General features: G+C 43.5%; 19 protein-coding genes. 15 read left to right on the top strand and 4 right to left on the bottom strand.

Features of this window, described 5'->3' with window-relative positions; all coding sequences use genetic code 11:
- Nucleotides 1–167 precede the first annotated feature (167 nt).
- The 6 genes from JJQ94_RS05245 to rmuC all read left to right on the top strand — a co-directional run bounded on the left by JJQ94_RS05245 (nt 168) and on the right by rmuC (nt 8,582).
- Nucleotides 168–1,400 carry an AAA family ATPase gene (locus JJQ94_RS05245; protein ID WP_017216876.1) on the top strand — a complete coding sequence of 411 codons (1,233 nt, stop codon included), beginning with the start codon at nt 168–170 and terminating at the stop codon, nt 1,398–1,400.
- A gap of 13 nt (nt 1,401–1,413) precedes the next feature.
- Nucleotides 1,414–2,376 (top strand): ParB N-terminal domain-containing protein, encoded by a 963-nt coding sequence (locus JJQ94_RS05240; protein WP_017216877.1) that lies wholly within the window; start codon nt 1,414–1,416, stop codon nt 2,374–2,376.
- A gap of 170 nt (nt 2,377–2,546) precedes the next feature.
- Nucleotides 2,547–5,639: a DEAD/DEAH box helicase gene (locus JJQ94_RS05235; protein WP_099029514.1), complete on the top strand. Its 3,093-nt coding sequence runs from the start codon at nt 2,547–2,549 to the stop codon at nt 5,637–5,639.
- Between the two features lie 503 nt (nt 5,640–6,142).
- Nucleotides 6,143–6,346 carry a hypothetical protein gene (locus JJQ94_RS05230; protein ID WP_010376203.1) on the top strand — a complete coding sequence of 68 codons (204 nt, stop codon included), beginning with the start codon at nt 6,143–6,145 and terminating at the stop codon, nt 6,344–6,346.
- A 5-nt stretch (nt 6,347–6,351) separates the two neighbouring features.
- Nucleotides 6,352–7,038 carry a response regulator gene (locus tag JJQ94_RS05225; RefSeq protein WP_099029512.1) on the top strand — a complete coding sequence of 229 codons (687 nt, stop codon included), beginning with the start codon at nt 6,352–6,354 and terminating at the stop codon, nt 7,036–7,038.
- Between the two features lie 62 nt (nt 7,039–7,100).
- On the top strand, nt 7,101–8,582 hold the full coding sequence (gene rmuC, locus JJQ94_RS05220; protein WP_099029511.1) for a DNA recombination protein RmuC: 1,482 nt from the start codon (nt 7,101–7,103) through the stop codon (nt 8,580–8,582).
- 72 nt (nt 8,583–8,654) lie between these two features.
- Here the strand turns inward: rmuC and JJQ94_RS05215 are convergent, their stop codons facing one another.
- The gene (locus JJQ94_RS05215; RefSeq protein ID WP_099029510.1) at nt 8,655–9,140 is read right to left on the bottom strand and encodes a hypothetical protein; all 486 of its coding nucleotides are present in this window, start codon (nt 9,138–9,140) and stop codon (nt 8,655–8,657) included.
- A 358-nt stretch (nt 9,141–9,498) separates the two neighbouring features.
- Here JJQ94_RS05215 and JJQ94_RS05210 point away from each other — a divergent pair, with 358 nt between their 5' ends.
- Nucleotides 9,499–12,042, top strand: coding sequence for a TonB-dependent receptor plug domain-containing protein (locus tag JJQ94_RS05210; protein WP_099029509.1), 2,544 nt, complete (start codon nt 9,499–9,501; stop codon nt 12,040–12,042).
- An 88-nt stretch (nt 12,043–12,130) separates the two neighbouring features.
- Here the strand turns inward: JJQ94_RS05210 and JJQ94_RS05205 are convergent, their stop codons facing one another.
- Complete coding sequence (locus JJQ94_RS05205; protein WP_099029508.1) at nt 12,131–14,179, bottom strand: ATP-binding protein; 2,049 nt, start codon at nt 14,177–14,179, stop codon at nt 12,131–12,133.
- A 488-nt stretch (nt 14,180–14,667) separates the two neighbouring features.
- A complete protein-coding gene (locus JJQ94_RS05200) occupies nt 14,668–16,272 on the bottom strand; it encodes an isocitrate lyase (RefSeq protein WP_099029507.1) in 1,605 nt (534 codons plus the stop codon).
- 247 nt (nt 16,273–16,519) lie between these two features.
- Here JJQ94_RS05200 and JJQ94_RS05195 point away from each other — a divergent pair, with 247 nt between their 5' ends.
- On the top strand, nt 16,520–18,697 hold the full coding sequence (locus tag JJQ94_RS05195) for a malate synthase G (protein ID WP_099029506.1): 2,178 nt from the start codon (nt 16,520–16,522) through the stop codon (nt 18,695–18,697).
- A 249-nt stretch (nt 18,698–18,946) separates the two neighbouring features.
- Here the strand turns inward: JJQ94_RS05195 and JJQ94_RS05190 are convergent, their stop codons facing one another.
- Entirely contained in the window at nt 18,947–19,462 is a 516-nt protein-coding gene (locus tag JJQ94_RS05190; RefSeq protein ID WP_099029599.1) for a cysteine hydrolase family protein, read from the bottom strand.
- 103 nt (nt 19,463–19,565) lie between these two features.
- Between JJQ94_RS05190 and JJQ94_RS05185 the strand changes: the two genes are divergently transcribed.
- The 7 genes from JJQ94_RS05185 to betA all read left to right on the top strand — a co-directional run bounded on the left by JJQ94_RS05185 (nt 19,566) and on the right by betA (nt 26,383).
- Complete coding sequence (locus tag JJQ94_RS05185) at nt 19,566–20,477, top strand: GlxA family transcriptional regulator (protein ID WP_099029505.1); 912 nt, start codon at nt 19,566–19,568, stop codon at nt 20,475–20,477.
- Nucleotides 20,478–20,580: 103 nt separating this feature from the next.
- Nucleotides 20,581–21,081, top strand: coding sequence for a hypothetical protein (locus JJQ94_RS05180; protein ID WP_099029504.1), 501 nt, complete (start codon nt 20,581–20,583; stop codon nt 21,079–21,081).
- Nucleotides 21,074–21,286, top strand: a complete 213-nt coding sequence (locus JJQ94_RS05175) for a helix-turn-helix transcriptional regulator (protein ID WP_010605545.1) — start codon at nt 21,074–21,076, stop codon at nt 21,284–21,286. Before JJQ94_RS05180 ends, JJQ94_RS05175 begins: the two co-directional genes overlap by 8 nt.
- A 213-nt stretch (nt 21,287–21,499) precedes the next feature.
- A complete protein-coding gene (locus JJQ94_RS05170) occupies nt 21,500–22,351 on the top strand; it encodes a substrate-binding periplasmic protein (RefSeq protein WP_099029503.1) in 852 nt (283 codons plus the stop codon).
- A gap of 299 nt (nt 22,352–22,650) precedes the next feature.
- Nucleotides 22,651–23,241: a transcriptional regulator BetI gene (gene betI / locus JJQ94_RS05165; protein WP_099029502.1), complete on the top strand. Its 591-nt coding sequence runs from the start codon at nt 22,651–22,653 to the stop codon at nt 23,239–23,241.
- A 1-nt stretch (nt 23,242) separates the two neighbouring features.
- On the top strand, nt 23,243–24,706 hold the full coding sequence (gene betB / locus JJQ94_RS05160) for a betaine-aldehyde dehydrogenase (protein ID WP_099029501.1): 1,464 nt from the start codon (nt 23,243–23,245) through the stop codon (nt 24,704–24,706).
- Between the two features lie 9 nt (nt 24,707–24,715).
- Nucleotides 24,716–26,383, top strand: coding sequence for a choline dehydrogenase (gene betA, locus JJQ94_RS05155; RefSeq protein WP_172439904.1), 1,668 nt, complete (start codon nt 24,716–24,718; stop codon nt 26,381–26,383).
- Nucleotides 26,384–26,487: the final 104 nt, after the last annotated feature.

The raw sequence follows: 26,487 nt of genomic DNA, 5'->3' as shown, positions 1-26,487 counted from the left end.
TCATGATTTCTCTGCCTTAGCCTTTAATACCTATATACTTAACCATATCTAAACTTTCTTATTTATACTTAGATGTAAATCAAAATTACAAATGTCTTTATTTTTTTGTGTTTACAGCAAAATATATGGACATTATAATAATCGTTATCAAATAAAGGATAATGTGTATGTCTATAAATAACAATGCGCTATCAACGTACCGGCTCTTAAAAGCTACAGCAGAAGTGGCAGAACAATCACTTGCCGGTCGTATTCAACATTATAGAGCTCATCTTAAAACTGAAGAAAAAGAGCTTAGAACTTACACGCAGAAAGCTGCAGCAGACCTACTTGGTGTAAATAATAGAACACTCAAAAGACGTCATGACCAAGGTGACTTTGATACCATCAATATAAAGAAAGGCGCAAACGGTCATTATGCATACACATTAGCAAATATCTTTGCGATGGCAGATGTTCTCGGTGTAAATGCTGATCAACGAAAGTCTAGCGATAAATTACAAGTCATCGTGATTAATAGTTTGAAAGGCGGTTGTGGTAAAACAACAAGTTTAGTGAATATCGCAGCAGCACTAGCTACAACTAATATTAAGCGCTATCGCATCGGGATCATTGATCTTGATCCACAAGGATCGTCATCAAGCTTTTTTCCATCTAATGATCATGAACCGATCACGGTTGGCGATCTGATGAGAGATTGCATTGAATTAGATGAAGGTGAAACATGGAAAGATCTTGTCTCTAATTCATTCCAAGAAACCCACATTCCAAATATTCGCGTATTACCTTCTGGTATGGATGACTTTTACTTTGAACACGAAACAGCAACAGAGTTAAAAGAAAGTTCAAGCTACGAAAAGACACGTCATTACCATAAGCTTAAAGAGAAGGTTATAGAGCCCGTACAAGACGAGTTTGATATTATCCTAGTAGATACCGCACCTTCACTTAATTTTATGTTCTACAACGCATTGATGGCGTCTACGGCTATGTTAATACCTGTACACCCAGAGGCCGTAGACTTCGACGCTAATAATAAATACCTGAAGCGTCTTGGTGAGATATACCATACAGTTGCAGCTCTTGGTCATGAAGGCTGGGACTTTATGCAATTCTTGGTCACTAACTATGTTAAAGGCAACCATTCTCAGCGCGATATCGTTAAAGATGTACGTAGTGCTTTTGGCCGTCAAGTAATGAGCTATCCAATCAATCACAGCTCAGCAATTACAGCGAGCTCTTCATCGTTTAACACAATTTTTGACCAAAAGACTTCAGATAGTTTAGCAAGTCGTGAAGCATTGCTAAAAGCGCAAGAAAATATCAAAGACGTGGTTGATGAATTAGAGATGCTGATCCGTTCAAATTGGCCTTCAACACAATCCTCGCTAGCAGAATAAAAAGGTATTAATAATGGCTAGAAAACGTAAAAATGACACACGAATAGATCCTTTTGCTACTGCGGTTGAAGGCAGTAGCCTCGACGATCTTTTAGATCAGGCTAAAGTAGGCGATGTGGTTACTATGCCTGCGCCAAGCGATCCGACAAAAACTATAGTACTGACCTGTGAAGTAGTGCCGTTTAGCGAAATTGAGAGTAAAACCACCGTTTATGGGCAGAATCGCCGCGAGCAATCCTTATTAAGCGAAAAAGCGGTCGCTGATATATTACCTGCCATTAAAAAAGATAAGCGAAATCTCCACCCTGCTCTATGTTGGCATCACAATGGCAAACTTCACGTTTTATCAGGCTCAAGACGCCGTAAAGCCTGTTTGCTGGCCGAAGCAGATTACGTGGTGTTGAGCTCGAAAGACTTTAGTGACGAAGATGCAAAAACATTAGCGGTATCTTCCGATCAATACATCGCCCCGAGCCTTTGGGAATTGGGTAAAGCCTATTTTGATACTAAGCATAACTTGATCGAACAAGGCCAAAAAGGATCGTATCGAGAAATCGCTGCCGTGGAAGGTGTTTCTCACACAGCTATCGCAGACGCATTGAAAGCTTATGAAAGCATTCCGGTCGAAGTATTGCAGTTGTATCCAACTGCGAATCATTTAGGCCGTGAAGCGGCTAAAAAGCTCATCACTGCGAAACAAGAACAACCTGAGCAGTTTTCAGAGCAAATTGCTGCACTTAAAGCGCAAGACTTTATGACAGAAGAGATGTCAGATGAGAAACGTGCTGTTCAGATCACCAAATTCTTGACTACTTTCGGAAGTAGCGACTCACGTGTGGAATCCATGCTAGAGAACGACTACATTCGAGTACAAAGAAATCTTAAAAGCGGTGATGTTACCGTGAAAATAGATAATCGAGTATTGACTGATAAGCGTTTGGAACAACTGCAAAAATTACTTAGCAGTTATAATTAAGGTTTGTTCAAAAATTGCCGCGTTGGTTGAATTATCAAGCAACTCGGCGCTTTTTCTAGTCAGTTGACCTCCAACCAGTCCTTTTTTAGCGAATTTCTCGCATTTCTCTCTTTAGCTCAAATCACTAATTTCATATACTGGCTTTTTACTTTAATTTTGACGTGCACTTAATGTCTTCGCAGTTATCTAAAGAGCAACTTTTCGCCTTATTTGAAGAAATCAAACAGGAACAGGCTAATCAATTTCCTTTATCTGAACGTTTTCTTCGTCAGTACTTCAATTCAGCTTTACTTGCGAAAGCTAAGGAGTATTTGAAAGACGAACAAGTTTGCTATCTTCAACATAGCGAAAACTTTGCGCAAATCGACGCGCAGGTATTGGGAAATTACGGCAATACCTTCACTCAGCACATCAAAATAAACCAATCACAAGGTACCGTTTCGGTCGAAGCAAACTGTTCTTGTTCTAATAACCCTAAATGTCGGCACATTGCTGCGGTATTGCTCAAACTTAAAATCGAACATTCAGGCGGTTTTGGTGAGGCTTATTTGGTTAATGACTGGTTTAATGAACTCGGGCAGTTGCAGCAAGTCGACAAAGCAGACGCGGAAAACGTCTTACTCTTCGTGTTAGAGCCTCGAGCAAATGAAGTCCTTGTAAGCCCTAAGGTATCGCCAAATCGGCCCGATGGTGTTTACCCTTTAGGTCGAGTGTTAACCGAGCAGCAGCTCAATAGTCAGGTCGCTCCAGCTGGTTTATTAGAAAACGATTTTCGCTTATTTAGCTGGATCCGCTCGCAAAATACACCGGGTCATTTTGAGTTATTTGGCGCCTGGGGCTTTAATGCACTCGCACAACTTGTGCATACCCATCGCTGTTTTTATCGTAACCAGCGCCAACCTTTGGAGCTTGGACATAAGCAAACACTAGATTTTTACTGGCATCAGGAAGGCAATGAATACCAACTTAAAAGCCGCCTAGCGAATGTTGAACACTGGCGCTTGATTAAAACCGAACCTCCGGTGTATCTAGATACTGAAAACTTGGTCGTTGGCCGAATTGAGTCAGAGCTTACCGCGCAGGAAATCGCCCACCTTCATACTATGCCTACCATCACGGCTGAAAAGCTAGAGCAGGTGATGGCGCGTTTCCAAGATATCTTTACGGACGATGTAATTGCGCCTCCTGCTGGGTTTTCGCAGTTAGCGAGTAAGCAATCTAATGTCGCTAAGCTTATAAAGCTAGATAGGCCAAATAAAATTCGCTTTGCAATTGAGCCGCTTGGAAAAGGCGCGACGAAAAAGCAGTTAGCGAGGTTGGAGCAGGTACTCACAGGTCTGGGCTTTGTTCATGAGGGCGACGAATTCTTATTACCAACCGAGGATGGCGTTGAGATCCATTGGTTTAACAGAGAGATCAGGCCGCTTCTACAGGGTAAACGTTGGATTGTTGACGAGTTGCCAAGCAATGGCCTCGTTGTTACACCAAAAGTGCTGTTAAGCCTTAAACGAGATAAGCAACATCATGTGCTCGGAAAGGTGATGTTGGATGACAAGCCCGTTACGCTTAACTGGGATAAGCATCCGGCTCATGAGCTTAACAACCTCGCACATGAATATCGCTACGTCGAAATCGGCGAGCAGTTCTATGCCATTAGCAAATCCATATTTGATGAATTGCTGGAGCTGAAATCTCGTTTTAGTTATTACCTTTCGAGCTCACAGTTTAAATTTCCGTTGTCGTATGCCAAAAAGCTGTTTGAACTGACTCATATTCATGCCGACTCAGACGATCAAAAGCTACTTGAGTACCTCGCTGAGCTAGATAAACCGATAGAAAATCTTGACGTGATCCCAGCCAGCGAAGGACAGAGCTTCACCCTACGGGATTATCAAGTGCAAGGTGTTAACTGGCTTAAATTCCTTAATCGTCATCAGCTAGGTGGCATTCTGGCCGATGATATGGGCCTTGGAAAAACGCTTCAGGTTATTGCTTACTTTATTTCTCAGCACAATACGCTGGTGACACAACCAAGTTTAATTGTCTGTCCGACGAGTTTAGTGGGGAACTGGCGTGACGAATTTAAACGTTTCGCACCGCATCTACCTCTAACTATTATTCATGGATCCAATAGAGAGGAAGCACTCACTAACTTGTCTGGTGCACGATTTATTCTAACGACGTATCCGCTACTTAAGCGCGATGTGGCGTATTATAAAGGGCTTGATTTTGATTCTATTGTGTTGGATGAGGCGCAATATATTAAAAACGAAAGCGCACAAATATCTAAATGCGTAAAGAGTCTATCCGCGCGTTTTAAACTTTGTTTAAGTGGCACACCGGTAGAGAACAATTTACTCGAGCTTAAGTCGCTGCTCGATTTTGTCATGCCTGATGTGCTGGGTACTAAGCAGCAGTTTAAACAACACTTCCAGATCCCAATTGAAAAAGAACAAGATCGCCCTAGAGCCCGAGAGCTCAGATCGCTGATCGCGCCGTTTATTCTTCGTCGTACGAAAGCTGAGGTAGTGAAAGAGCTACCCAATAAGACAGAACTCATCAAAGAATTAGAGTTCTCTGATGAACAACATAAGCTATATCAAGGTGTTCAGCACCAAGTAGAAAGCAAATTACTCAATCTATTTCAGGAGCAAGGCGTTGAAAGAAGCAAGCTGGCATTCCTCGATGCCTTGTTAAAGTTACGTCAGATCTGCTGTCACCCACAATTGGTTGATAAATCACTGACCGACCAACATGGCGCTAAATTTGAGTGGCTTGCACAACATCTGCCAGTGCTACTCAGTGAGGGCCGTAAGATAATTATCTTCAGCCAGTTCACCAGCGTGTTAGATCTCATTGCTGAGCAGTGCCAACAGCAACAGTTGAAATACACTATGCTGACAGGGCAGACAAGGCAACGGGATAAAGCCATTGAGGCGTTTACCCAAGGTAAATGCAATGTTTTTCTGATAAGCCTAAAAGCAGGGGGAACTGGTTTGAATTTGACTCAAGCAGATACGGTTATCCATTTCGATCCTTGGTGGAATCCTGCGGTAGAAAATCAAGCAACAGATCGCGCCTATCGTATCGGCCAAGATAAGCCGGTATTCGTGTACAAGTTGATTATGGCGAACTCTATCGAAGAGAAAGTGTTTAAGATGCAGCGCGATAAACAAGCCCTTGTTGACGCCCTGTTTGCTGAGTCTGGAGTCAATCTTGGTCAGTTTGATGAGTCGCAAATGCTAGCGCTGATAAAAAATTAAAATAATTTGGAACTAATCAACAAAGGTGAAGGTCTATGATAGTGCTTGTTGTGACATTGTTGAAACAGTAGGCATATGTTGATTTTCCCCCTTTGTTACTGATTGTAATAAGCCAACTTAATTAAGTTGGCTTTTCTTTTTTCTGGCTCTAGGGCCTGTTTATCTTTCAAGTTTGTTTTTGCAGCAGTTTGACTGGTATTTATACAAGGCAGAGCCTGCGTAGCATAGTCATTCTATGTAAGTCTGGCGATAACACAGTAGAAATGCCAATCAAGCGCTGCCCTTTGGGTTCACCTGAGTGCGCTTTGTTCATTGTTGCTCAACTTTTGCCTAGATTACTAGGCGGCAAGTCGAGCGTCGCGACCAAAACACACTCAGAAGAACAAAAATCAAACAGCAAAGGTCAACAGGCCCTAAAACATCTTTCACTCCATTTTTATTCCATAATCTCGCGCTTTAATAGCTACAACGGAGAAACGCCATAGACCAATTAGGATAACGTTATGCTTTGCTACGACGCGACAATTTCACACTTAAACTTTATTGAGACACAATCTGAATCGGACTATGATCTACTCAATGAAGTTGCGAGTTCAGAAGACTTGTCTAGTATACTGACCATGTTACTGTTCGATGACACGCTTTCAGACAAGTTAAAGCGCCAAGTTAGACAACAATTGAAAAAGTTAAAAGCAAAGAGTAAATAAATCCTATGTCTACCCCATCAAGAATTTTGCTTGTCGAAGACGACCAAGATATTGCAGAGCAGGTGCTGTTGTTTTTTAGAGCATCCGGTTTTGAAATGTTTCATATTGCAGACGGTGCCGAAGTTGTACCTTGGGTAAAGTTAAATCAACCAGATGCAATCTTGATGGATATCATGTTGCCGAACCAAGACGGCGTAGAGTGTATGCGTCAAATTCGAGCGTTTTCTGAAGTACCTATTGTGATGCTGACTGCTAAAGTGGCAGAAGCAGACCGTTTACAGGGCTTAGAAGTCGGCGCAGATGATTATGTATGTAAACCTTTTAGCGCTGCTGAATTAGTGATGCGCATGAAAGCGATCTTACGTCGTTGTGTGAACACCAATGCGTATCAAAAGCCTATCGAAGTAAATCGCGAAGAATTAACGGTTAAGCTGAATGGCAGTACATTAGGTTTAACCAAAGTTGAATTTGATGTCTTTGCGCTTTTATATGATGCACCAAACCGTGTCTTTTCAAGACAGCAAATTCTTGATTATATTCAGCCGGATAACTTTGATATTTCGGATCGCGTAATCGACAGCCACATTAAAAATATCAGAAAGAAAATCAAAGGATTAGATTTATCTCCGAAAATTGTAGAGTCGGTATATGGCGCCGGGTATCGCTACAATGGTCAACAGATCACTGAATGACTAAGTGATTGAAATTTATATCTAAGGTATTATCAAAGTAGAAGAACCGATGAGATCTCAATATGCTTTGGTCAATGCTCTCCAATACGCCTGCATGGTTTAGTCTTGCGCTATTTGCAGGCGGTGCGGCTACCCTACTCCCCGTCGTTTGGGTTATGCGCAGCACTTTCAAAAATCAACTCAATACTCAACTCGCCTCCGAGCAAGCACTTAGGTCGCAATTAAGTCAAGCTGAGCAACTCGCTGAGCAATTAAGAGCGCAGCAACTACAAAGTCATGGCCAACAGCAGCAATTGCAAGCAAGATTAGCTGAGCGTCAACGGCAAGCCGCTGAATATCAGCAGCTGTGGCAGCGAGAGCTCGATGCCAAGGAAGAAATTCAAGTGCATGCTCATGAGTTAGAAGTTGAAATGGCCAATCTGCAAACCTTGCTGGAGCAAAAGCAACTAAGTTTTGAGCAGCAGCTCGCGCAGCTTGAGCAAGCAAAAGTCCAGTTGAAAGAAGAGTTTCACAATCTCGCGAATCAAATATTTGATGAGAAAAGCGAGCGTTTTAGTCACCAAAGTAAAGAAAAAATCCAGCAGTTGCTGCAGCCAGTACAAGGTGAATTAAAGGGTTTTAGAGATAAAATGGAAGCCATTCATAGTGAAGAGCTTAAGCAACGGGCGTCATTGAAAACTGAATTGCTGCACTTACAAGCCAACAATAAAGCCATGACTGAGCAAGCAGATCGTTTGACCACTGCGTTACAAGGGCAAAAGAAAGCACAAGGTAACTGGGGCGAACTCATGCTCGAAAATGTGCTAGATAGCGCTGGGCTACGTCCGGGTTACGACTATCAGCGAGAAGTCAACTTTAATACCGACGAAGGCAAGTTTCGCCCTGACGTCGTGGTTTACTTACCGCAATCTCGTCACCTGGTAATTGACGCTAAAACCTCATTAAATGCCTATACAAGGTATATTAATGCCACAACCGATAGTGAAGCGAATCAAGCCATTGTGGCACACACCGAAGCCATCACTGCACGGATCAAAGAGTTGGGTAGTAAATCTTATGAGCGCTTACCAGGTCTTAACTCCCCAGAGGTGGTCATTATGTTTATCCCTGTGGAATCTGCATTTGTTGAGGCGGTTAAGCATAAGCCAACGCTTTATCAGGAGGCTTTACAAAACAATGTATTGGTGGCAACGCCAACAACGCTTTTAACCAGTCTTAATATCGTTAAACAGTTATGGCGTTTTGAGGAGCAAAGCAAGCACACCAGAGAGCTGGCGCTTCGAGCTGAGAAGTTTTATAACAAACTCAATAGTTTCCTACATAGTATGGAAGGGGTGGGCAAACAGCTTGATAAAGCAAAAGAGAGCTACGAGCGAGCGTTTTCTCAGTTGTATATGGGTAAAGGCAACTTAATTAAGCAAGCCTCTGAATTTAAAGAGCTAGGTGTTGCTGTAGTCAAAGAGCTACCCGAAGAACTCGAAGAAAAAGCCAAACTTGAGCTCGAGCCGGTAAGTTCGCTTGGTAACCACGATAGCTCGAAATAACTCTTGAATTAAAAAACAAAAAAGGCCCATCGGGCCTTTGAACGAAAGATAAAAGAATTTAACCTGAAATGATTAAGGAGCCTTGCACTTGGCATAGTCACTGTGGCGTGGCGTATCTGAGTACAAATGCATATAAAGCGCAAACTGGCTGACATCACGCCAAACGTTGCTACTGGCCGGTGGGCATAGTGACTGCTCGATATAACCCTTAAGTGCCTGTCCCGTTAATGCAAGTTTAGTCGGGATACGGATAAACACATTGATGTCATCTTTACTGGTTTTTAAATGTGAGAACTGCCAGCTGCCAACCATATACTGTTTGGTAAAGTAGCGGTTGATACGCATTTGGGATTCTTTACTAAGCTGCTGAGTGGGTGCCTCAGGCGTTTCGGTAACAAATGTCCATGCACTTACCAGTGAAATAATAGTGGCTAGTACAAAAGTCCAAATCACAGCAGATGATAGCTTATTTTTTGGCTTTATTTGAAGTTGCTGCTGGTTCGATCTAGATTCAACAATTTTCAACCATTCAGCATGTTTTAGCGTCCGTTGTGTCATTGGTACTCTCCGTTTCTGCATGCTGGTATTTAAGCGCTTCAATGTGGAGTAAAGATGGAGTGAGTAAACATTAGACCAGTGCCCTTATGAGGTATAAGGTAGATCAAAAAATTCTTTATTATCGATGAAAGAATAATTCTAAAATCCGCGTCTTTTCTTATGATAGTGACTTAATTTTAGGCTGGTATTGAATAAGTAAGTACCAACATTTTGGTCGTAAGTCGAATGGGCATCGTACCGCATTTTGTGTTATTTACTTGGATACCTTATTCAGTCTTGATTTATCTTCATATTGACTAAATTAAGTAATAGTCGGTCTTTTACAGACTCTGCGTTCAACATATTCACGGGACAAACTATGCAATTTATTAATAACAAGCTAGAAAACGCTGTTCGCAAGCCAATCTCGTTGGCTGTCGGTGCTGCGCTTCTTTCAACTATTTCAATTCATGTGCAAGCAGAAAGTAACAACACTGAAGCCAAAGAAAGTGTTGAAGTCATCGAAATCACCGGTACGCGAAGAAGTCTTCGTAGTGTTGCCGAGAGCACGGTGCCGGTAGATGTCATTTCTTTAGATGATATGCAAAGTACCGGTCAGCTGGAGTTGAGCCAAGTACTAACTACGCTCGTACCTAGTTTTAACTTCCCAAACTCAACATTGGCGGATGGTACCGATCACGCTCGTCCGGCAGTGCTTAGAGGTTTAGCACCGGATCACACCTTAGTGCTAGTAAATGGTAAACGTCGTCATGCTGGTGCATTATTGAATTTAAATGGTACCGTTGGTCGTGGTTCAACGGCGGTTGATTTAAATACCATTCCAGCTGCCGCGATTAAGCGTATAGAAGTACTGCGTGATGGCGCTGCTGCTCAATACGGCTCAGATGCCATTGCTGGCGTTATCAATATCGTGCTTAAAGATGCAGAAGAAGGCGGCAGTATTAGTGTGACCTATGGTGAGCATGATACGCAGATGGCTGGTGTGCCTGACTTATTACAAACCCGTGCAAATGCTGCAGGCGATTTAGACTTTGTATTAGGAGATGACCGTAAGCGTAACGACGGTGGTACTACAACAATTGGTGCCAACATCGGTTTTGCTTTGGGTAATGATGGTTTTATTAATCTGTCTGCCGAATATAGAGATAAAAAGCCGACTAATCGTTCAGGCTTTGATCCAAGAGAGCAGTATGCTCGTGATGAAAATGGCCAACTTGACTCTAGAGAGTTTTCATTCGATCGCTACAACCACCGTTTTGGTAAAGCTGAAGTGGAAGACTTTGCACTATTTTATAATGCGGGTTACAACCTAGATGCGGAAACCGAACTTTATTCATTTGGTAGCTACTCGACACGTGAAGGTAACTCCGGTGGTTTCTATCGCCGCGCAAATGACAGTCGCAACTTAACTGCGGTATACCCAGATGGTTTCTTGCCTCAAATCGTCAGCGATGTAGATGATTACTCTTTTGCGGTTGGTGTCAAAGGCACTCAAGGTGAGTGGGATTACGATATCAGTACAAACTATGGTGTGAATGACTTCGCTTTGGGTGTCGTAAATAGTTTGAATACTTCGATGGGGGTAACAAGCCCGACTGAGTTTAATAACGGCGCTTTAGTTTATTCACAGTGGCTTGTGAATGCCGATGCTAAAACGGCATTGGATTTGGGCTTACCGGATGACGTATTTTTCACGATTGGTGCAGAATATCGCCGCGAAACCTATGAAATTGAAGTCGGTGAAGAAGCGTCTTACCTCACCGTGCTGGATGCAGAAGGTAATCCTGTTGCAGCTGGTGGTGCGCAGGTGCTCGCTGGTTTCTCACCAGCAAGTGCTGTCGATGAATCTCGTCATAACATCGCTTTATTCGCAGAGTTTGATACCTACTTAACGCAGGACTGGAACGTTGTCTTGGCGGGTCGTTTTGAAGATTACAGTGATTTTGGCAGCACTTTCACCAGTAAACTGGCATCGCGCTATGTGGTGTCGGATAACTTTTCACTACGTGGTGCAGTAAGCACAGGTTTTAGAGCGCCTTCATTGGCTCAAACGTCCTATAAATCAATTGCTACGGTATTTGAAAATGGCGTACCGAGTGAAGTTGGTCACTTCCCTGTTGATACGCCAGCTGCAAAAGCGCTGGGTGCTCGAGAGCTTGAACCGGAAGAGTCGGTCAATATGACGGCGGGCTTTGTCTACACACTAGACGCGTTCTCATTTACTGTGGATGCCTATCGAATTGACATCGACGATCGCATCGTACTTTCTGAGAACTTGGGTGGTCCTGAGGTCATTAATATTTTGCAGCAAGCGGGTGAGCTTAATACACAAAGTGTAAGGTACTTCACTAATGCTATCGACTCGCGTACTCAAGGTGTGGATATCGTAGCAACGTACAGTTTTGATCTCGCCGACTACGGTAACCTGCGTTTAAGTGCCGCGGTAAACATCAATGACACTGAAGTGACGCATGTAAAAGCAAACCCTGCTGAGCTTGAAGCCCTTGGCGACAGCTATGAGTACTTTGCTCGTCGTGAAATTGCACGATTTGAAGATGGGACACCAAAAGACAAATGGAACTTAGCTGCAATTTGGCAATTTGGTGATTGGCAGACGACATTACGTGCCACACGCTATGGTGAAACGGTGGATTCTTCTAGCGCAGTCGAAGGCGATGAAGTATTAGACGCTAAATGGATCACCGATTTAGAAGTGGCTTATAACCTAGGTGACAACTGGAAGTTTGCTGTAGGCGCTAACAATCTATTTGATCAATATCCACAAGATACTGTTAGTAATATTGGTTATACAACGTTTAACCAGATCTTCCCTTACTCTGCGTTCTCGGCATATAACACCGATGGTCGTTTTGTGTATGGCAATATCAGCTACCGTTTCTAAGCAAGTTTAGAAAGAGGAAAGGCCAAGCATCTGCTTGGCCTTTTGTACTTTACTCACTTAATATCAACTCGCATTTTATGCGGGTACTTTATGCTGGCACATCTACCGCATGAGGTAAGTTTATCTGAATACACAAACCGCCATACTTCCCTGACTTCACTGTGATTTTTCCATTCATCGCTTCAATTAAGCTCTTACAAATAGATAAACCAAGACCTGATCCTCCTGTTGCACGACTTCTCGATGCTTCGACACGATACAGACGTTCAAACAGTTTGTTCTGCTCGGCCTCAGATACCCCTGGTGAGCTATCATCTACTTGTAGAAACAGCCCTTGTTTATTGACCACTGCTTTAAACCTTACCTTGCCGGGTTTATCTGTATACAAACATGCATTCTTAGCAAGATTATCGATAACCCTATCCAGCTTTGGTTTATCAATATAAATACTCATATCATCGACGTGAATGTCGGCGATAAATTGCAGCTGATTACTTGTTACTAGTCTTTCAATATCGTACACATAGCTTTGGATAACCGTTTTCGCGCCATGCTGCTGAGGATGGATCACAAGTGCTTCATGATCTGCTTGAGACAATTGATATACGTTCGAGATCAATTCATTTAGCTGATTTATCTTGTTGTTGATCTTGACATATGCAATTGTGCTGTCATCAATAAGATTGTGTTCCATCGCTTCTATATGGAGTTTTAAGACACTGAGTGGCGTGCGTAACTCGTGGGAAATATCGGCCAGCATTTTATCTTTATGCTCAATATTCAATTGATACATTTTTGCTTTTAGCGCCGCATTTCTATGTTTGACGACAAAAAATCCGACTAGAAATAATCCAGCTAAAAAGGTCGAGATTGCTGTGATTACCCACATTTGTGTGGATAGCTTTGCATTTTGTAAGTTGACCTCGGTTATGGCTTGTGCAGAGCGGGCCTGCTCTAGTTGTTGAGATTGAATAAGCGCGTCAATACTGGCTTTATAGGTACTTACTTGTTTTTCTAGTAATGCATCATGAAGTCGAGTCTGCAGCTCTGAAGTCGATTTCATAAATTGATAGGATTGGGCGTATTCATGATGTGCAGCGAGCGTTATCGCTTTAAGGCGATGATATTTTTCGAGCAGTAGCTCAGCCGTTTCAATTTCAGTTAGGGCGTCCAGCTTAGTGAGTAGTGTTTTTGCTTTGTTTAATTCTTCGCGTTTAAGCCTTACTTCTAACTCCGTCAGGTAGGCGTAAAATTGTTGCAGTGTTGAACTGGTTTGAGTGGCATACTCAATGCCTGCTTGTGCATCCGATAGGGCACTGTCTAAGTCAGCCTTAGCTATATGGAGCAGTGCGGAAGTACGATATGCTCTGGCTAGAGAAACCCTAGCATTGAGTTCTTTTAGAAATTCAATGGCCTCTTTTGTTTGCGCTAATGCTTCGTCCGTTTTACCATTTTTAAACTTCAGCTCCCCCAAGCGAAGGGCTGTGCCTGCGACGTTGCGTAATTCTTTTGAAGCTTTATCTGCAACGAGAGCTTGTTGAAAGAAATACTCAGCATTTTCCTCATCCCCCATACGCACAGAAATATCACCGAGATTATAAAAGTTAGCCCCTTGCTTTTCGTACTGATCAGTTCCTTTTAGCAGTTCATAGGCTTTTAAGTGGTATTGCATAGATTGCGCAAGCAAATTTCTGTGGTCGGCAACAACACCTAGATTATTATAGGTTTGCGCCACTAAACTTGACTTTTTCATCGCTTCGGCAGAAGAGAGCGCTTTTAGGTAAAAAGATTCGGCCTGCTCAAGCTGGCTTAGATTACGATAGTTAATGCCTATCTCTCTGTATACCTGATATTTGCGTGCTTCGGTAAGGAAAAACTGCTTTTCGATATAGCTCAGTGTGGAAATCGATTTCTCGTATAAGTCTTGCTTTCGATAAATCATAGCCTGCAAATAAATCGCTTGATATCGTGTTTCCTCTTCGTCACTGACACTGGCCGTTTCAATTTTAACTAAGGCTTCGGTGTATTTTCCTGCCTTTTCGAGGTCTTCTATTTCCTTGATAACTGTGTTCCCGGCTTGGCAATGCATCGCTGTAAGCAGTGCTACTGCTTTTATTAAGTTCTTAATTGGGGTCATGTATCAACTTCAATGTACTGTAATCAGTTTTATAGTTTTACATGGAAAAGTGGGGTAAATATGGAAAGTGTAAAGGGGGTTTACAGCAGATTGTAGTGCTTAAAAATCTAAGGCTAGTAATATTTTGATTTTTAGTCAAAATAAACTCAGAACAAAATTTTACTAAGTAAGTTAGTAAAAATGTGACCTGTCGCTGGTTTAGTTAGTAAAATTTTGGTTTGTGAAAGTGAAAAAAGTCACAAATGAGCTCTTTTTTGTCTGGATCTTAGATCTTTACTGTAAAGATCGGGATCGTTGGGTGTTGAGTTGATAAAATCCTGATCTCAAATAGGCCCAGGTTAGTAAAAATATGATCTGAATAACTGACGTTGGTAAAAACATGATCTAAGTTATCAGTGGCTAGTAAAAATCTGATCCACAATAGATAAAAGGGCCTGACGGCCCTTGCTGATTAAGGAACTATATAAGTCACTATCTAAATCGAGTGTTTAGAACTGGTTCATGGTGTTGGCTTCACCACCTGCTTTGAGTGCGTTCTCACCAGAGAAATACTCTTTGTGAGTGTCACCGATATTAGAGCCCGCTAAGTCTTGGTGTTTAACTGATGCTTGTTCGCGACGGATTTCTTGTCGTTGCACATCGCGTACATAGGCAAGCATACCCGCGTCACCAAAATAGCCTTCAGCCAGAATATCTGTGCTGAGCGCTGCGGTATGGTAAGTTGGCAGTGTAATAAGGTGATGGAAAATTCCCGCTTCTCTTGCTGAGTCACGCTGGAAGTTTTGCACCAGTAGATCGGCTTCGGTTGCCAATTCGGTTGCGTCTAACTCTGGCGCCATCAACACTTTTGCGTCCGCACTTGGATTTGGGTATGCCGATAAGTCTTTACCTTGCTCCTGCCATTGTTGGTATACCTGTTCACGGAATTTTAATGTCCAGTTGAACGATGGCGAGTTGTTGTACACAAGCTTAGCGTTAGGCACTTGTTCACGAACTCGGTTAACCAGCTCGGCGATTTGCTCGATATTTGGCTTTTCGGTTTCAATCCACAATAGATCTGCGCCTGATTGAAGACTGGTTACACAGTCTAGTACCACACGATCTTTTTCTGTGCCTGCTCTGAATTGGTATAAACCGTTGTCTAAGCGAACTGGCTTTTGCAGTTCGCCACCCAATTTAATTGCCATCTCACCTTCTTGTAAGTCAGCGGCCGAGGTAACTGGCGTGGTGTCTAAATAGCTAGTGTATTGACTCGCAAGGTCGCCCGGCGCTTTTGATACTGGCACTTTTTGCGTCAAACTTGCACCCAATGAGTCAGTGCGTGCGACGATAACGCCATCTTCAACACCAAGCTCAAGGAAAGCATATCGTACAGCGTTAATCTTAGCTAAAAAGTCCTCATGGGGAACCGTTACTTTACCTGCTTGGTGGCCACACTGTTTTGCGTCCGATACTTGGTTTTCGATTTGAATTGCACAGGCACCCGCTTCAATCATTTGTTTAGCTAATAGGTAGGTTGCTTCTTCGTTACCAAAACCGGCATCAATATCAGCAATGATAGGCACTACATGGGTTTCGAAGTTATCGATTTTGCTAAGGATCTCTGTTGTATCTTGGCCTTTTGCTCTCGCTGCATCAAGATCTTTGTAGAGATGATCTAACTCTCGCGCATCGGCTTGCTTGAGGAAGGTGTAGATCTCTTCAATCAAAGCTGGAACCGCTGTTTTTTCATGCATACTTTGGTCAGGTAGTGGGCCAAACTCTGAGCGCAGCGCAGCAACCATCCAGCCACTTAGGTATACGTAAGAGCGTTTTGTGGTTTTATTGTGACGCTTTACTGCCATCATCATTTGTTGCGCGGTAAAACCGTGCCAACAACCAAGCGATTGCGTGTATTGGCTGCTATCTGCGTCGTACGCTGCCATGTCTTCACGCATCACTTTTGCCGTGTATTTTGCAATGTCTAAACCGGTTTTAAAGCGGTTTTGTAGGTGCATACGGCTGGCATACTCAGGACTGATAGACTGCCAAGTTTTTCCTTGGCTTTGGCATAGACTAGAGAAATGATCTAACTGAGTTTGATACTGAGACATAATTAGCTTCCTTTGAACGGGTACTATAAATCAAATTAAATTCTGGTTGTTTGTTACACGAAACCGACCGGTGTGAGAGTGGTTGGCTGCGGGCTTAATTAAACACTAGGCCGATAAATTAGATTTTTTAAATTTATAGTTATTATTACGAGTATATTTTTTGTGAATGGGAAAAGGGGTTCGTTTTTCCAAAAATTGTTTTATGTTTGACCTATCCCGTTCAAAAAATGTTAATCAAGGACACTCCATGAGCAAGTATGTCACTCATTCAGGCTTCCAAATTGCGACTCCACTGGCGCAGTTTGTTGAGCAATCTCTACTTCCCGGTACGGGGATCGCGGTCAATCAATTTTGGCAAGGCGTAGCGAATATTTTTTCGGAACTTGGGAAGCAAAACCAAGCGTTACTCGACAAACGCGATACCCTGCAACAGCAAATTGACGATTACCACCTCTCTCATCCTGATTGGCAATCTGCAGAATATCGGACATTTCTTGAATCTATTGGTTATTTGCAGCCTGAGCCTGAAGATTTTGCCATCGAAACCGAGCATGTGGAGCCTGAAATAGCGAGCGCTGCCGGTCCTCAGTTAGTGGTGCCTGTCAGTAACGCAAGGTTTGCGCTCAATGCGGCTAATGCGCGTTGGGGCTCCTTGTACGATGCGCTCTATGGAACGGATGTCCTTGGCGAAGAAGATGGCGCTGAGCGTACTCAAGCCTATAATCCTAATCGTGGGTTTAAAGTCATGGCTTATGCTAGGCAGTTTCTCGATAAAGCGCTACCGCTGGCAGAAGGTTCTCACATAGAAAGTACGAACTACGCGATTCTAGACGGCAATTTGGTGATTACACTCAACGACAGCACCCAAGTTGCACTGCAAAAGCCTGAGCAGCTGGTGGGTTATCAGGGGGAGGCGCAAAATCCAAGCGCAGTATTGCTGCGTCACCATGATCTGCATATTGAGATCCAAATTGATCCACACCATCCGATCGGACAGGCAGACAAAGCCGGGATCAAAGATGTCGTCCTTGAGGCTGCACTTACGACAATCATGGATTGTGAAGACTCGGTTGCGGCGGTGGATGCACAAGACAAAGTATTGGTATATCAAAATTGGTTAGGCTTGATGAAAGGGAGCTTGAGTGAGACCTTCGAAAAGTCAGGGCAATCGCTGACTCGGACGCTAAATGCCGACCGAAGTTACGTAGATACACAAGGCCAGCGTATGACACTAAAAGGTCGCTCTATGATGTTTGTGCGCAATGTTGGCCACCTAATGACAACGCCAGCGATACTGGATGCAGAAGGAAACGAGCAGTTTGAAGGGATCTTAGATGCCATCATGACAAGCACGGCTGCGCTGCATGATTTACAAGGCAATAGTCCGTTTAAAAACTCGACGGCAGCGAGTATCAATATCGTGAAGCCGAAGATGCACGGGCCTGAAGAAGTCGCTTTCACTGATACCCTATTTAGCCGAGTTGAAGCGCTGCTCTCGCTACCCAAAAATACCATTAAAATGGGCATTATGGACGAAGAGCGTCGCACTTCGGTAAACTTAAAAGCGTGTATTGCCGCCGCTAAGCAGCGTGTAGTATTTATTAATACGGGCTTTTTAGATAGAACGGGCGATGAAATTCATACCTCAATGCTGGCGGGCCCTGTATTGCCCAAAGTGGCAATTAAAGGACAGTCTTGGATAGCGGCCTATGAAGATCAAAACGTGGATATTGGCCTTAAAACTGGTTTTAGGAAAAAGGCACAAATAGGCAAAGGAATGTGGCCAATGCCAGATAAAATGGCGCTGATGATGGAGCAAAAGCAAGGCCATCCTGAGTCTGGTGCTAATACTGCGTGGGTGCCCTCTCCTACCGCAGCAACGCTCCACGCGATGCACTATCACTATGTGGATGTGTTTGCACGCCAACTTGAGATAAAAACACGTCAGCAAGCATCGCTCGATAACTTACTCACGCCCCCGTTGATGTTAGAAAACGATTTGTCTGCGGAGGATATTCAAGCCGAATTAGACAATAACGCACAAGGCATTTTGGGCTACGTGGTGCGCTGGATAGACCAAGGCGTAGGCTGCTCAAAAGTGCCTGATATCAATCACGTTGGATTAATGGAAGACAGAGCAACGCTTAGGATTTCAAGCCAGCATATCGCTAACTGGTTATATCATGGCATTTGTAGCGAAGAACAAGTAGAAAAAACCTTTAGACGCATGGCCGCTGTGGTAGATGGCCAAAACGAAGGTGACAGCCTCTACCAACCAATGCTCAATGACCATAAACCGCTTACTGAAAACCTTGCCTATAAAGCGGCGTTATCTTTGGTATTTGAAGGCCGAGTACAACCCAATGGTTACACCGAGCCGCTGCTTCACGCCTATCGACAAGCCTATAAGCAGCAGGCTAATTAGTCCCTTTTCATTTCGATGTCACTCAAATCAAGGCTGGTCAATCCAGCCTTTTTGGTTTTTATGCTTGTGTCGAGGTAAACCTCGACCTACATGTTGGGCTCTTAGGTCGTGATTTATCACGACGAGCTTTTTTGTCGTGGATTGTTAAGGTGCTTGTCGAGATATGTGTCGAGGTAAACCCCGACCTACATGGGTTCGTGGGTCGTAATCCATCACGACAAGCTTCTATTTATATCTCGCAGTTATAGGCTACATTTGCGATGCGGTGATTAACGGTACTCGTGTTGAAACACCGTTGAGTGCAATTTTGTGGATCATTTCATCTAGGGTAGTGCAGCAATCACTGAGAATGTAGACATTGTACTGCTCCGCCGATTTCGATAGCGCGGTATGGGTTACACAGTTTTGTGTCATCATGCCGCAGATATATAAAGTGTCGATACCTTTAGATTGGAGCAAATCGTTTAAGGAGGTTTGCTCAAAGCTGTCGGCGTAGGACTTTACTATATGGTGGCCGTTTTCTTGCGCTTGGCGTAGGCCATTATGAAGCTCTACACCGCTTGTGTTGGCATTGAAAAATGGTGCTTTTCCTTGCTCTGGATTAGCTATGTGCTGGACATAAATGACTTCCATATTTTGCTCTGCTGCTTTTTTGATAGCTGTATTGATGTTTGCTAGTGTATTTTCGGTATTCCATAGCGGGAAAAGTCCTCCAGGAAAGTAGTCATTTTGAATATCGATAACCAATAGTGCACTATTGTTCACTTCTTTTACCTCGTTAGTTAATTTGCAGAGGTATTGTGCTGGAGTTGTAACTTTGACTGGAGTGTCTAAAATGACATTTTTGAGTTCAAATTCGACAATGTAGATGAAACCAATCAAAGTGGCGATTTGTCACTATCCTCATGCGATGAAGTCGGCTGTGTATGGTCTAGAAGAGCTGTTTTTTCTAGCAGATAGAATTTGTATCGAAGAGTCACTGGATACCCGCTTTACAACACATGTTGTTACCTTCAGTAGCGCTGTAAAGGGGGATTACAATATTGTGTTATTGCCGCCGAGTGTTAGCTCTGACTATTACCTCAAACCTGAACCTCAATTACTTGCTTGGTTAACCGAGCAGCACCAACGAGGTGCAGTTATCGCCTCTGCCTGCGCGGGGGCTTTTATACTTGCGGCCTCGGGGCTAAGTCATCAGCGCTTACTTACCACGCATTGGGGGTTAACTGAGGCATTTAAACGGCACTTTCCTAACCAGCCTATTGATACGCGAAAAATTTTAATCGATCACAATGATATTATGTCGGCTGGCGGCATGATGTCATGGCTTGATCTTGGATTAGAGCTAGTCAAAAAATATAGCGGTCACTTAGTCATGCGCAAGTTAGGCAAAACGCTTGTCGTAGATACGGCTCAGCGGGAGCAGAGCTACTATCATCAATTTCAGCCAAACTTTCAACATGGTGATGATGCTGTGCTGCGCGCTCAGCAATACATTAACACCCATTATGGTCGCAATATTTCAATTACAGAACTGGCTGATATCGCTCTACTTACTCAAAGAACCTTACAGCGACGTTTTGCTAAGGTGCTCGGACTCAAGCCAAATCAATATCTGCAACGGTTTCGAGTGCAGAAAATGTGTGATTTATTAGAAAGCACGAGCAAGCCATTTGATTGGATTGCGCATCAGGTCGGATACGAGGATACGACAGCCTGCCGTAAGGTGTTTAATAAGTCTATGGGCTTAACACCAAGCGAGTTTCGAAAACGTTTCTAGTTATTTAAACTTTACTTAAAGTAAAAAATATTTGACTTGTTATTGGTCAAAGTTTACGCTTTTAATGTAAAGAATACTTAACCTTGAGTAAAGTGAGGGTAACATGGAAAGCAGCAATAAGATTAAAGCGTTTTTAGACTCGTTGAGTTTCCGTGACTTAACGATTGCGATAGAGTTTTTGGTAACAGGTTATATCTTGTATTTTTATTTAGGCGAAATAACAGCGGCTACAGAGCAGTTACGTCAAGATCCGAGTTGGGTATCAGGATTGTTGCTTAAGGTGATTGTTATTTCTATCGTGACATCTATTGCAGGTCAGCTGCTACTAAGCTTTGTTAGCGATAAAGATATGGATAAGCCGTTAGATGAGCGTGAAAAGTTGATTGCGCTATCGGGGTGCAAACCTGCCTACTGGGTGCTTCAGGTTGGTGTGTGTATCTCTATTTTCCAGTATTCTGCCGAAGCGCAAAATTGGTCGCAAGCGCTTCCTTTTGAACTACCATTTGCACCACTTCATATTTTAGTGATTGCATTTTTGCTGGCTGAGTTGGTCGGTTATGGAACCCAGCTAGTCAAAGCCCGTTTGGGAGCTGTGTATGGCTGATTTACCAATAAAAAACAAAATCAGAATGTTACGTTTTATGAGCGGTGAAATGACACAAAAAGAGCTTGCTGAGCGAGTGGGTGTCACGAGGCAAACGATTATGGCTATCGAGGCTGCAAAGTACTCACCCTCGCTCGAAGTAGCATTTAAGATAGCGCATGTATTTAATGTCCCTATTGAAGAGGTCTTCGAATATCAGCCGTAAAGTGCAAAACAAGCGTGATGTAAAGGGGATTTACGTCACGTTTTTTTGTTCCTGTGAGCACCGATGCGTTTTTTGATTTAAATAGTTTAATAATTAGGCATTGTGATCTAGGCTTTAGGTAAATATATTGTTACTACTAAAGATAGTGCCTATGCAATGAACTGAGTCGTCATGTTATAAGGCCGATTGTCATAGACTTGCTCACGAGGTGTCATGGTTAAGCAGTACATATCAGTGAATAACTTGATTGGCATGGCTATATTGGTGTGGGGCTTGGTATTTCTCCCTGCCAGTGCAAGCGAATGCAGTAAAACGGTGAATATTGGCGTTGTTGCCGATTGGCCGCCATTAACTGTATTTGATAAGCTTGGACCTTGGGGCCTAGACGTAGACATTGCCGAGATGGTGTTCCAGCATGTTGCCGTGTGTACCACCTATATTCGTCTGCCTTCCAGCGCTCGCACTTTTGAAGAAATGTCAAAAGGTGTGATAGATGTCGCAGTAATGGTTAGCTACACTAAAGATAGAGAAGCTTACGGAGATTTCTCTCTGCCCTACCGTTTTGAACGTATGCGATTATTTTCATTATCGCCTCCCACAGCGCTTCCCGATTTAGCTTCATTACTAAAGCAATCGAAAACCATAGGGTTAAGCATTGGATCTTATTATGGAGAGGAGCTTGGTAAGCTTAAACAAGATCCCCACTATAAAGATCAGTTTGTGAGTATTGCCAGTGCGCAGCGGCGGGTTGAAATGTTAATGAAAGCGCGCGTTGATTTTATTGTGGATGATATGATCACGGGGAACTACTTTATCAAAGAGCGAGGACTTGACGCTGCACAGGCTTGGCCTTATGTGGTACATGATAACCAAGTACATTTTTTGCTGCGTAAAAATGTTTTTAGTGCGAGGCTGAAAAGCAAAATTGATGAGGCGATCTTAGCGCTTAAACCCAAGATTGAATTGTTAGTGGCGAGTTATCAGTCAAACGCTTCTTTTGGGGTTTCAACTGTCTCAAATAGGTTTCCTAGTTACCAACCGTTACCGCTTTCAAATCTTAACTAGCAAGGATTTTTAGTCTTACTCAGTTCCATCATTTGATTCGATTTTGATTGTTTTCCAGCCAAACCAAACTTAATCAAATTGTCACATCAAAACGGTAAATTATCGCAAATACCTGCAAAATCTCAGATTTTTTAAAATTTTTTAAGATTTTTTGTAATCCTTTAAAACCCCTTAGCTATCATGGGATTAACCTAGGTACAAACGTCAAAAATTTGGCTTTTTACAAAAAGTCAACCTTGAAGTCTCATCTTTATCACCCTAAGATTTATTTTAATTGAACAGTCAATTAATAAAAAGCTATGCCAAAAGTCGGAATGGAACCTGTTCGTCGTCAGCAGCTAATTGACGCCACTTTAGAGTCAGTTGCCGAGTTAGGATTACAAGCAACCACGATTAATAGTATCAGTAAAAGAGCCGGTCTCTCATCAGGGATTATTAGTCACTATTTTGGTGGTAAACAAGGCTTGATTGAAGCAACCGTGCGCTATCTATTAAACAACTTGAAATACAGTTTGTTAGACAAAACTTACGGTGGTTGTAGTGCCGAGCAGCGACTCATGTATATCGTAGAAGCTAACTTTGCCATGGTGCAGCAGCAGTCAAATACGACGCGTACTTGGTTGAGTTTCTGGGCGCAGTCTATGCACGATGACGAGCTACACCGACTACAGCGCGTTAACAGTCGCCGTCTGCAGAGTAACTTAGCGACTTCGTTTGCTGCTTTTATGTCGCGAGCACAGGCAAAAGAAGCGGCTGAGCTTGCCGCCGGTATGATTGACGGACTCTGGCTAAGAGCCGTGCTAAGCAAAGCTGACCATCATGCGTTTCATCACAGCGAAACGCTCGCAAAACGCTACATTCAATCACTTATTAAGCAGTTTGGAGGATAATGTGACAGTCCCTGTATATCAAAATTTTATTCATGGCCAGTTCTTGGCAAATCACTCAGGCGAAAAGTTTGCAGTAAAAAATCCAGCAACGGATGAAGTGATCTACGAGGTAGAGGTTGCCGATAGTCATGTTCAGCAAGCTGCGATTGAAAGTGCCAAAGCGGGCTTTGCATTATGGTCAGCGATGGCACCAATTGAGCGTAGTCGTGTTTTACATAAAGCGGTATCTCTGTTGCGCGAGCGTAACGATGAGCTTGCCAAGATTGAAGTGCTAGATACAGGTAAACCTTGGCAAGAGGCGGAATGTGTAGACATTCAAACTGGCGCTGATGTGATTGAATACTTTGCAGGGTTAGCACCCGCTCATGTTGGCACTCAGCAGCCTGTGGGAGGGGACTTTTTCTATACACGTAAAGAGCCTCTGGGGATTTGTGCAGGCATTGGCGCGTGGAATTATCCACTGCAAATTGCGTGTTGGAAATCAGGCCCTGCACTTGCCGCTGGTAACGCCCTCATTTTTAAGCCATCGGAAGAAACACCACTAGGCGCGATTAAGCTGGCCGAAATCTTTATTGAAGCCGGTGTCCCAGCGGGCGTATTCAATGTGGTACAAGGTGCCGCTGAGGTGGGCCAATGGCTTACTACCAGCCCTGATATTGAAAAAGTATCGTTCACCGGTGAAGTGGGTACTGGCAAAAAAGTAATGCAAAGTGCGGCAAGCAATTTAAAAGAAGTGACGATGGAGCTTGGCGGCAAATCACCACTTATCGTCTTTGAAGACGCTGATATCTCTCAAGCGATAGGTGCCGCGATGTTGGGCAACTTCTACACTCAAGGTGAAGTGTGTACCAACTGCACACGCGTATTTGTACAGCGTAAGGTTTACGACGCCTTCTTAGCTGAGCTAAAGCAGCGAACAGAACAAAATATCATCGCCGGCGATCCGCTCGATCCAAACGTAAATCTTGGCGCCCTAATCTCAAAGCAGCATCACACACTGGTGATGGATTACATTGCAAAAGGCAAAGCTGAAGGTGCAACCGTACTGACCGGTGGTGAAGCACTTAGTCCTGAAACGGCGCCAAACGGCTACTTTGTCGCACCGACCGTATTTATCGACTGTCATGATGACATGACCATAGTGAAAGAAGAGATCTTTGGCCCAGTGATGTCGGTATTGGTATTCGATGACGAGGAAGAAGTCATTCAGCGTGCAAACAACACCCACTTAGGTTTGGCTGCAGGTGTGTTTAGTAAAGATATTAAACGTGCACATCGTGTCATCCACCAGCTAGAAGCTGGTATTTGTTGGATCAATAGTTATGGCAACTCACCCGCTGAAATGCCCGTTGGAGGCTATAAGCAGTCGGGTATTGGCCGCGAAAATGGCATAGAGACGCTAGATCAATATACCCAGACTAAGTCTGTGTATGTTGGTATGAGCGATATTGAAAGTCCATTTTAATCGAGGAGTATGATGACTGATTTTGATTATATTATTGTAGGTGCAGGTTCTGCAGGCTGTGTGCTTGCAAACCGCCTATCGGAAAATCCAGCGCACAAAGTACTATTACTCGAAACTGGCGGTAGTGATAAGAGTATTTTTATTCAGATGCCAACCGCGCTATCTATTCCAATGAATACCGATAAATATGCTTGGCAGTTCCATACTGAGCCCGAGCCGCACTTAGACAATCGCGTTATGCATTGTCCTCGCGGCAAGGTACTTGGTGGTTCATCGTCAATCAATGGCATGGTGTACGTTCGAGGTCATGCTAAAGACTTTGATGAGTGGCAAGACCATGGTGCACAAGGTTGGGATTATCAGTCTTGTTTACCTTACTTCAAGCGCGCTGAGTCTTGGTATTTAGGTGGCGATGAATACCGTGGTGAGCAAGGTCCACTTGGCACCAATAATGGTAATGAAATGGCAAACCCGCTCTATCGTGCGTTTATTAGCGCTGGTGAGCAAGCGGGTTATGCGTTTACTAAAGACTATAACGGTGAGCAGCAAGAAGGCTTTGGGTCAATGCATATGACCGTAAAAGACGGTAAACGTTGCTCGTCTAGTCGAGCCTATTTAGACCCCATTAAACATCGCAGCAACCTCACCATAGTCACGGGTGCCTTGGTACAAAAAGTACTGTTAGATGGCAAAACAGCTACAGGCGTTGAATACAGTGTGAAAGGAAACCTGAAAAAAGCGAATGCAGCGAAGGAAGTGATCCTAAGTGCAGGTTCAATCGGTTCACCGCACTTATTACAGTTATCTGGCATTGGCGATAAAGAAGCTTTGACTGCCGCAGGCGTTGAAGTGAAACATCATTTACCTGGGGTTGGCAAAAACCTTCAAGATCACTTGGAGTTTTATTTCCAATACAAGTGTAAGCAGCCCATCACCTTAAACGGCAAGCTGGGGTTAATTTCTAAAGGTTTGATCGGTGCAAGATGGTTGCTTGATAAGTCAGGTCTTGGCGCGACCAATCACTTTGAATCTTGCGCCTTTATTCGTTCGAAAGCGGGCGTTGAGTGGCCAGATCTTCAGTACCACTTTTTACCTGCGGCTATTCGCTACGATGGTAAAAGTGCCTTTGATGGTCATGGATTCCAAGTTCATGTTGGCCACAATAAACCAAAGAGCCGTGGTGAAGTAACGATTAAATCAGCAGATCCAACGGTTGCGCCTAAAATACAGTTCAATTACCTAGCTGAGCAAGAAGACATCGAAGGCTTTAGAGCATGTGTCAGATTGACTCGTGAAATCATAGAGCAGAGTGCGTTTGATGATTTTCGGGAGAGTGAGATCCAACCAGGTGAGCAAGTGCAAACCGATGAAGAAATTGATGCCTTTGTGCGTCAAGCGGTAGAAAGTGCTTATCACCCTTCTTGTTCATGCAAAATGGGCGAGGATGAAATGGCGGTTGTAGATTCTCAAACCCGTGTGCACGGTGTAAAGGGGCTACGCGTTGTGGATTCATCTATTTTCCCGACCATTCCAAACGGCAACCTCAATGCGCCGACTATTATGGTCGCGGAAAAAGCAGCGGATATGATTTTAGGCAATTCACCACTTGCCGCTGAGGGAGCAAACGTTGCTATGACACAAAACTGGCAACAGGTTCAACGTAGTTCGGAGATCTAGTTTCGCCACTCGTATGGGAAAGTTCGTGCCCCATATGAGACCTGCAGTGGCATGCAGTGCAAATCGTTTGCACTGCATTAATGCGGGAATAATGTAAATAAAAA

Source organism: Pseudoalteromonas sp. GCY, from assembly GCF_016695175.1.
Classification (GTDB): Bacteria; Pseudomonadota; Gammaproteobacteria; order Enterobacterales; family Alteromonadaceae; genus Pseudoalteromonas.
This window is presented reverse-complemented; position numbering and strand designations above follow the sequence as displayed.

What these genes read in the sequence shown, in the direction of transcription:
- JJQ94_RS05245 (WP_017216876.1), top strand. Translation starts at nt 168, where the DNA reads ATGTCTATAAATAACAATGCGCTATCAACGTACCGGCTCTTAAAAGCT.
- JJQ94_RS05240 (WP_017216877.1), top strand. Translation starts at nt 1,414, where the DNA reads ATGGCTAGAAAACGTAAAAATGACACACGAATAGATCCTTTTGCTACT.
- JJQ94_RS05235 (WP_099029514.1), top strand. Translation starts at nt 2,547, where the DNA reads ATGTCTTCGCAGTTATCTAAAGAGCAACTTTTCGCCTTATTTGAAGAA.
- JJQ94_RS05230 (WP_010376203.1), top strand. Translation starts at nt 6,143, where the DNA reads ATGCTTTGCTACGACGCGACAATTTCACACTTAAACTTTATTGAGACA.
- JJQ94_RS05225 (WP_099029512.1), top strand. Translation starts at nt 6,352, where the DNA reads ATGTCTACCCCATCAAGAATTTTGCTTGTCGAAGACGACCAAGATATT.
- rmuC (WP_099029511.1), top strand. Translation starts at nt 7,101, where the DNA reads ATGCTTTGGTCAATGCTCTCCAATACGCCTGCATGGTTTAGTCTTGCG.
- JJQ94_RS05215 (WP_099029510.1), bottom strand. Translation starts at nt 9,140, where the DNA reads ATGACACAACGGACGCTAAAACATGCTGAATGGTTGAAAATTGTTGAA.
- JJQ94_RS05210 (WP_099029509.1), top strand. Translation starts at nt 9,499, where the DNA reads ATGCAATTTATTAATAACAAGCTAGAAAACGCTGTTCGCAAGCCAATC.
- JJQ94_RS05205 (WP_099029508.1), bottom strand. Translation starts at nt 14,179, where the DNA reads ATGACCCCAATTAAGAACTTAATAAAAGCAGTAGCACTGCTTACAGCG.
- JJQ94_RS05200 (WP_099029507.1), bottom strand. Translation starts at nt 16,272, where the DNA reads ATGTCTCAGTATCAAACTCAGTTAGATCATTTCTCTAGTCTATGCCAA.
- JJQ94_RS05195 (WP_099029506.1), top strand. Translation starts at nt 16,520, where the DNA reads ATGAGCAAGTATGTCACTCATTCAGGCTTCCAAATTGCGACTCCACTG.
- JJQ94_RS05185 (WP_099029505.1), top strand. Translation starts at nt 19,566, where the DNA reads ATGAAACCAATCAAAGTGGCGATTTGTCACTATCCTCATGCGATGAAG.
- JJQ94_RS05180 (WP_099029504.1), top strand. Translation starts at nt 20,581, where the DNA reads ATGGAAAGCAGCAATAAGATTAAAGCGTTTTTAGACTCGTTGAGTTTC.
- JJQ94_RS05175 (WP_010605545.1), top strand. Translation starts at nt 21,074, where the DNA reads ATGGCTGATTTACCAATAAAAAACAAAATCAGAATGTTACGTTTTATG.
- JJQ94_RS05170 (WP_099029503.1), top strand. Translation starts at nt 21,500, where the DNA reads ATGGTTAAGCAGTACATATCAGTGAATAACTTGATTGGCATGGCTATA.
- betI (WP_099029502.1), top strand. Translation starts at nt 22,651, where the DNA reads ATGCCAAAAGTCGGAATGGAACCTGTTCGTCGTCAGCAGCTAATTGAC.
- betA (WP_172439904.1), top strand. Translation starts at nt 24,716, where the DNA reads ATGATGACTGATTTTGATTATATTATTGTAGGTGCAGGTTCTGCAGGC.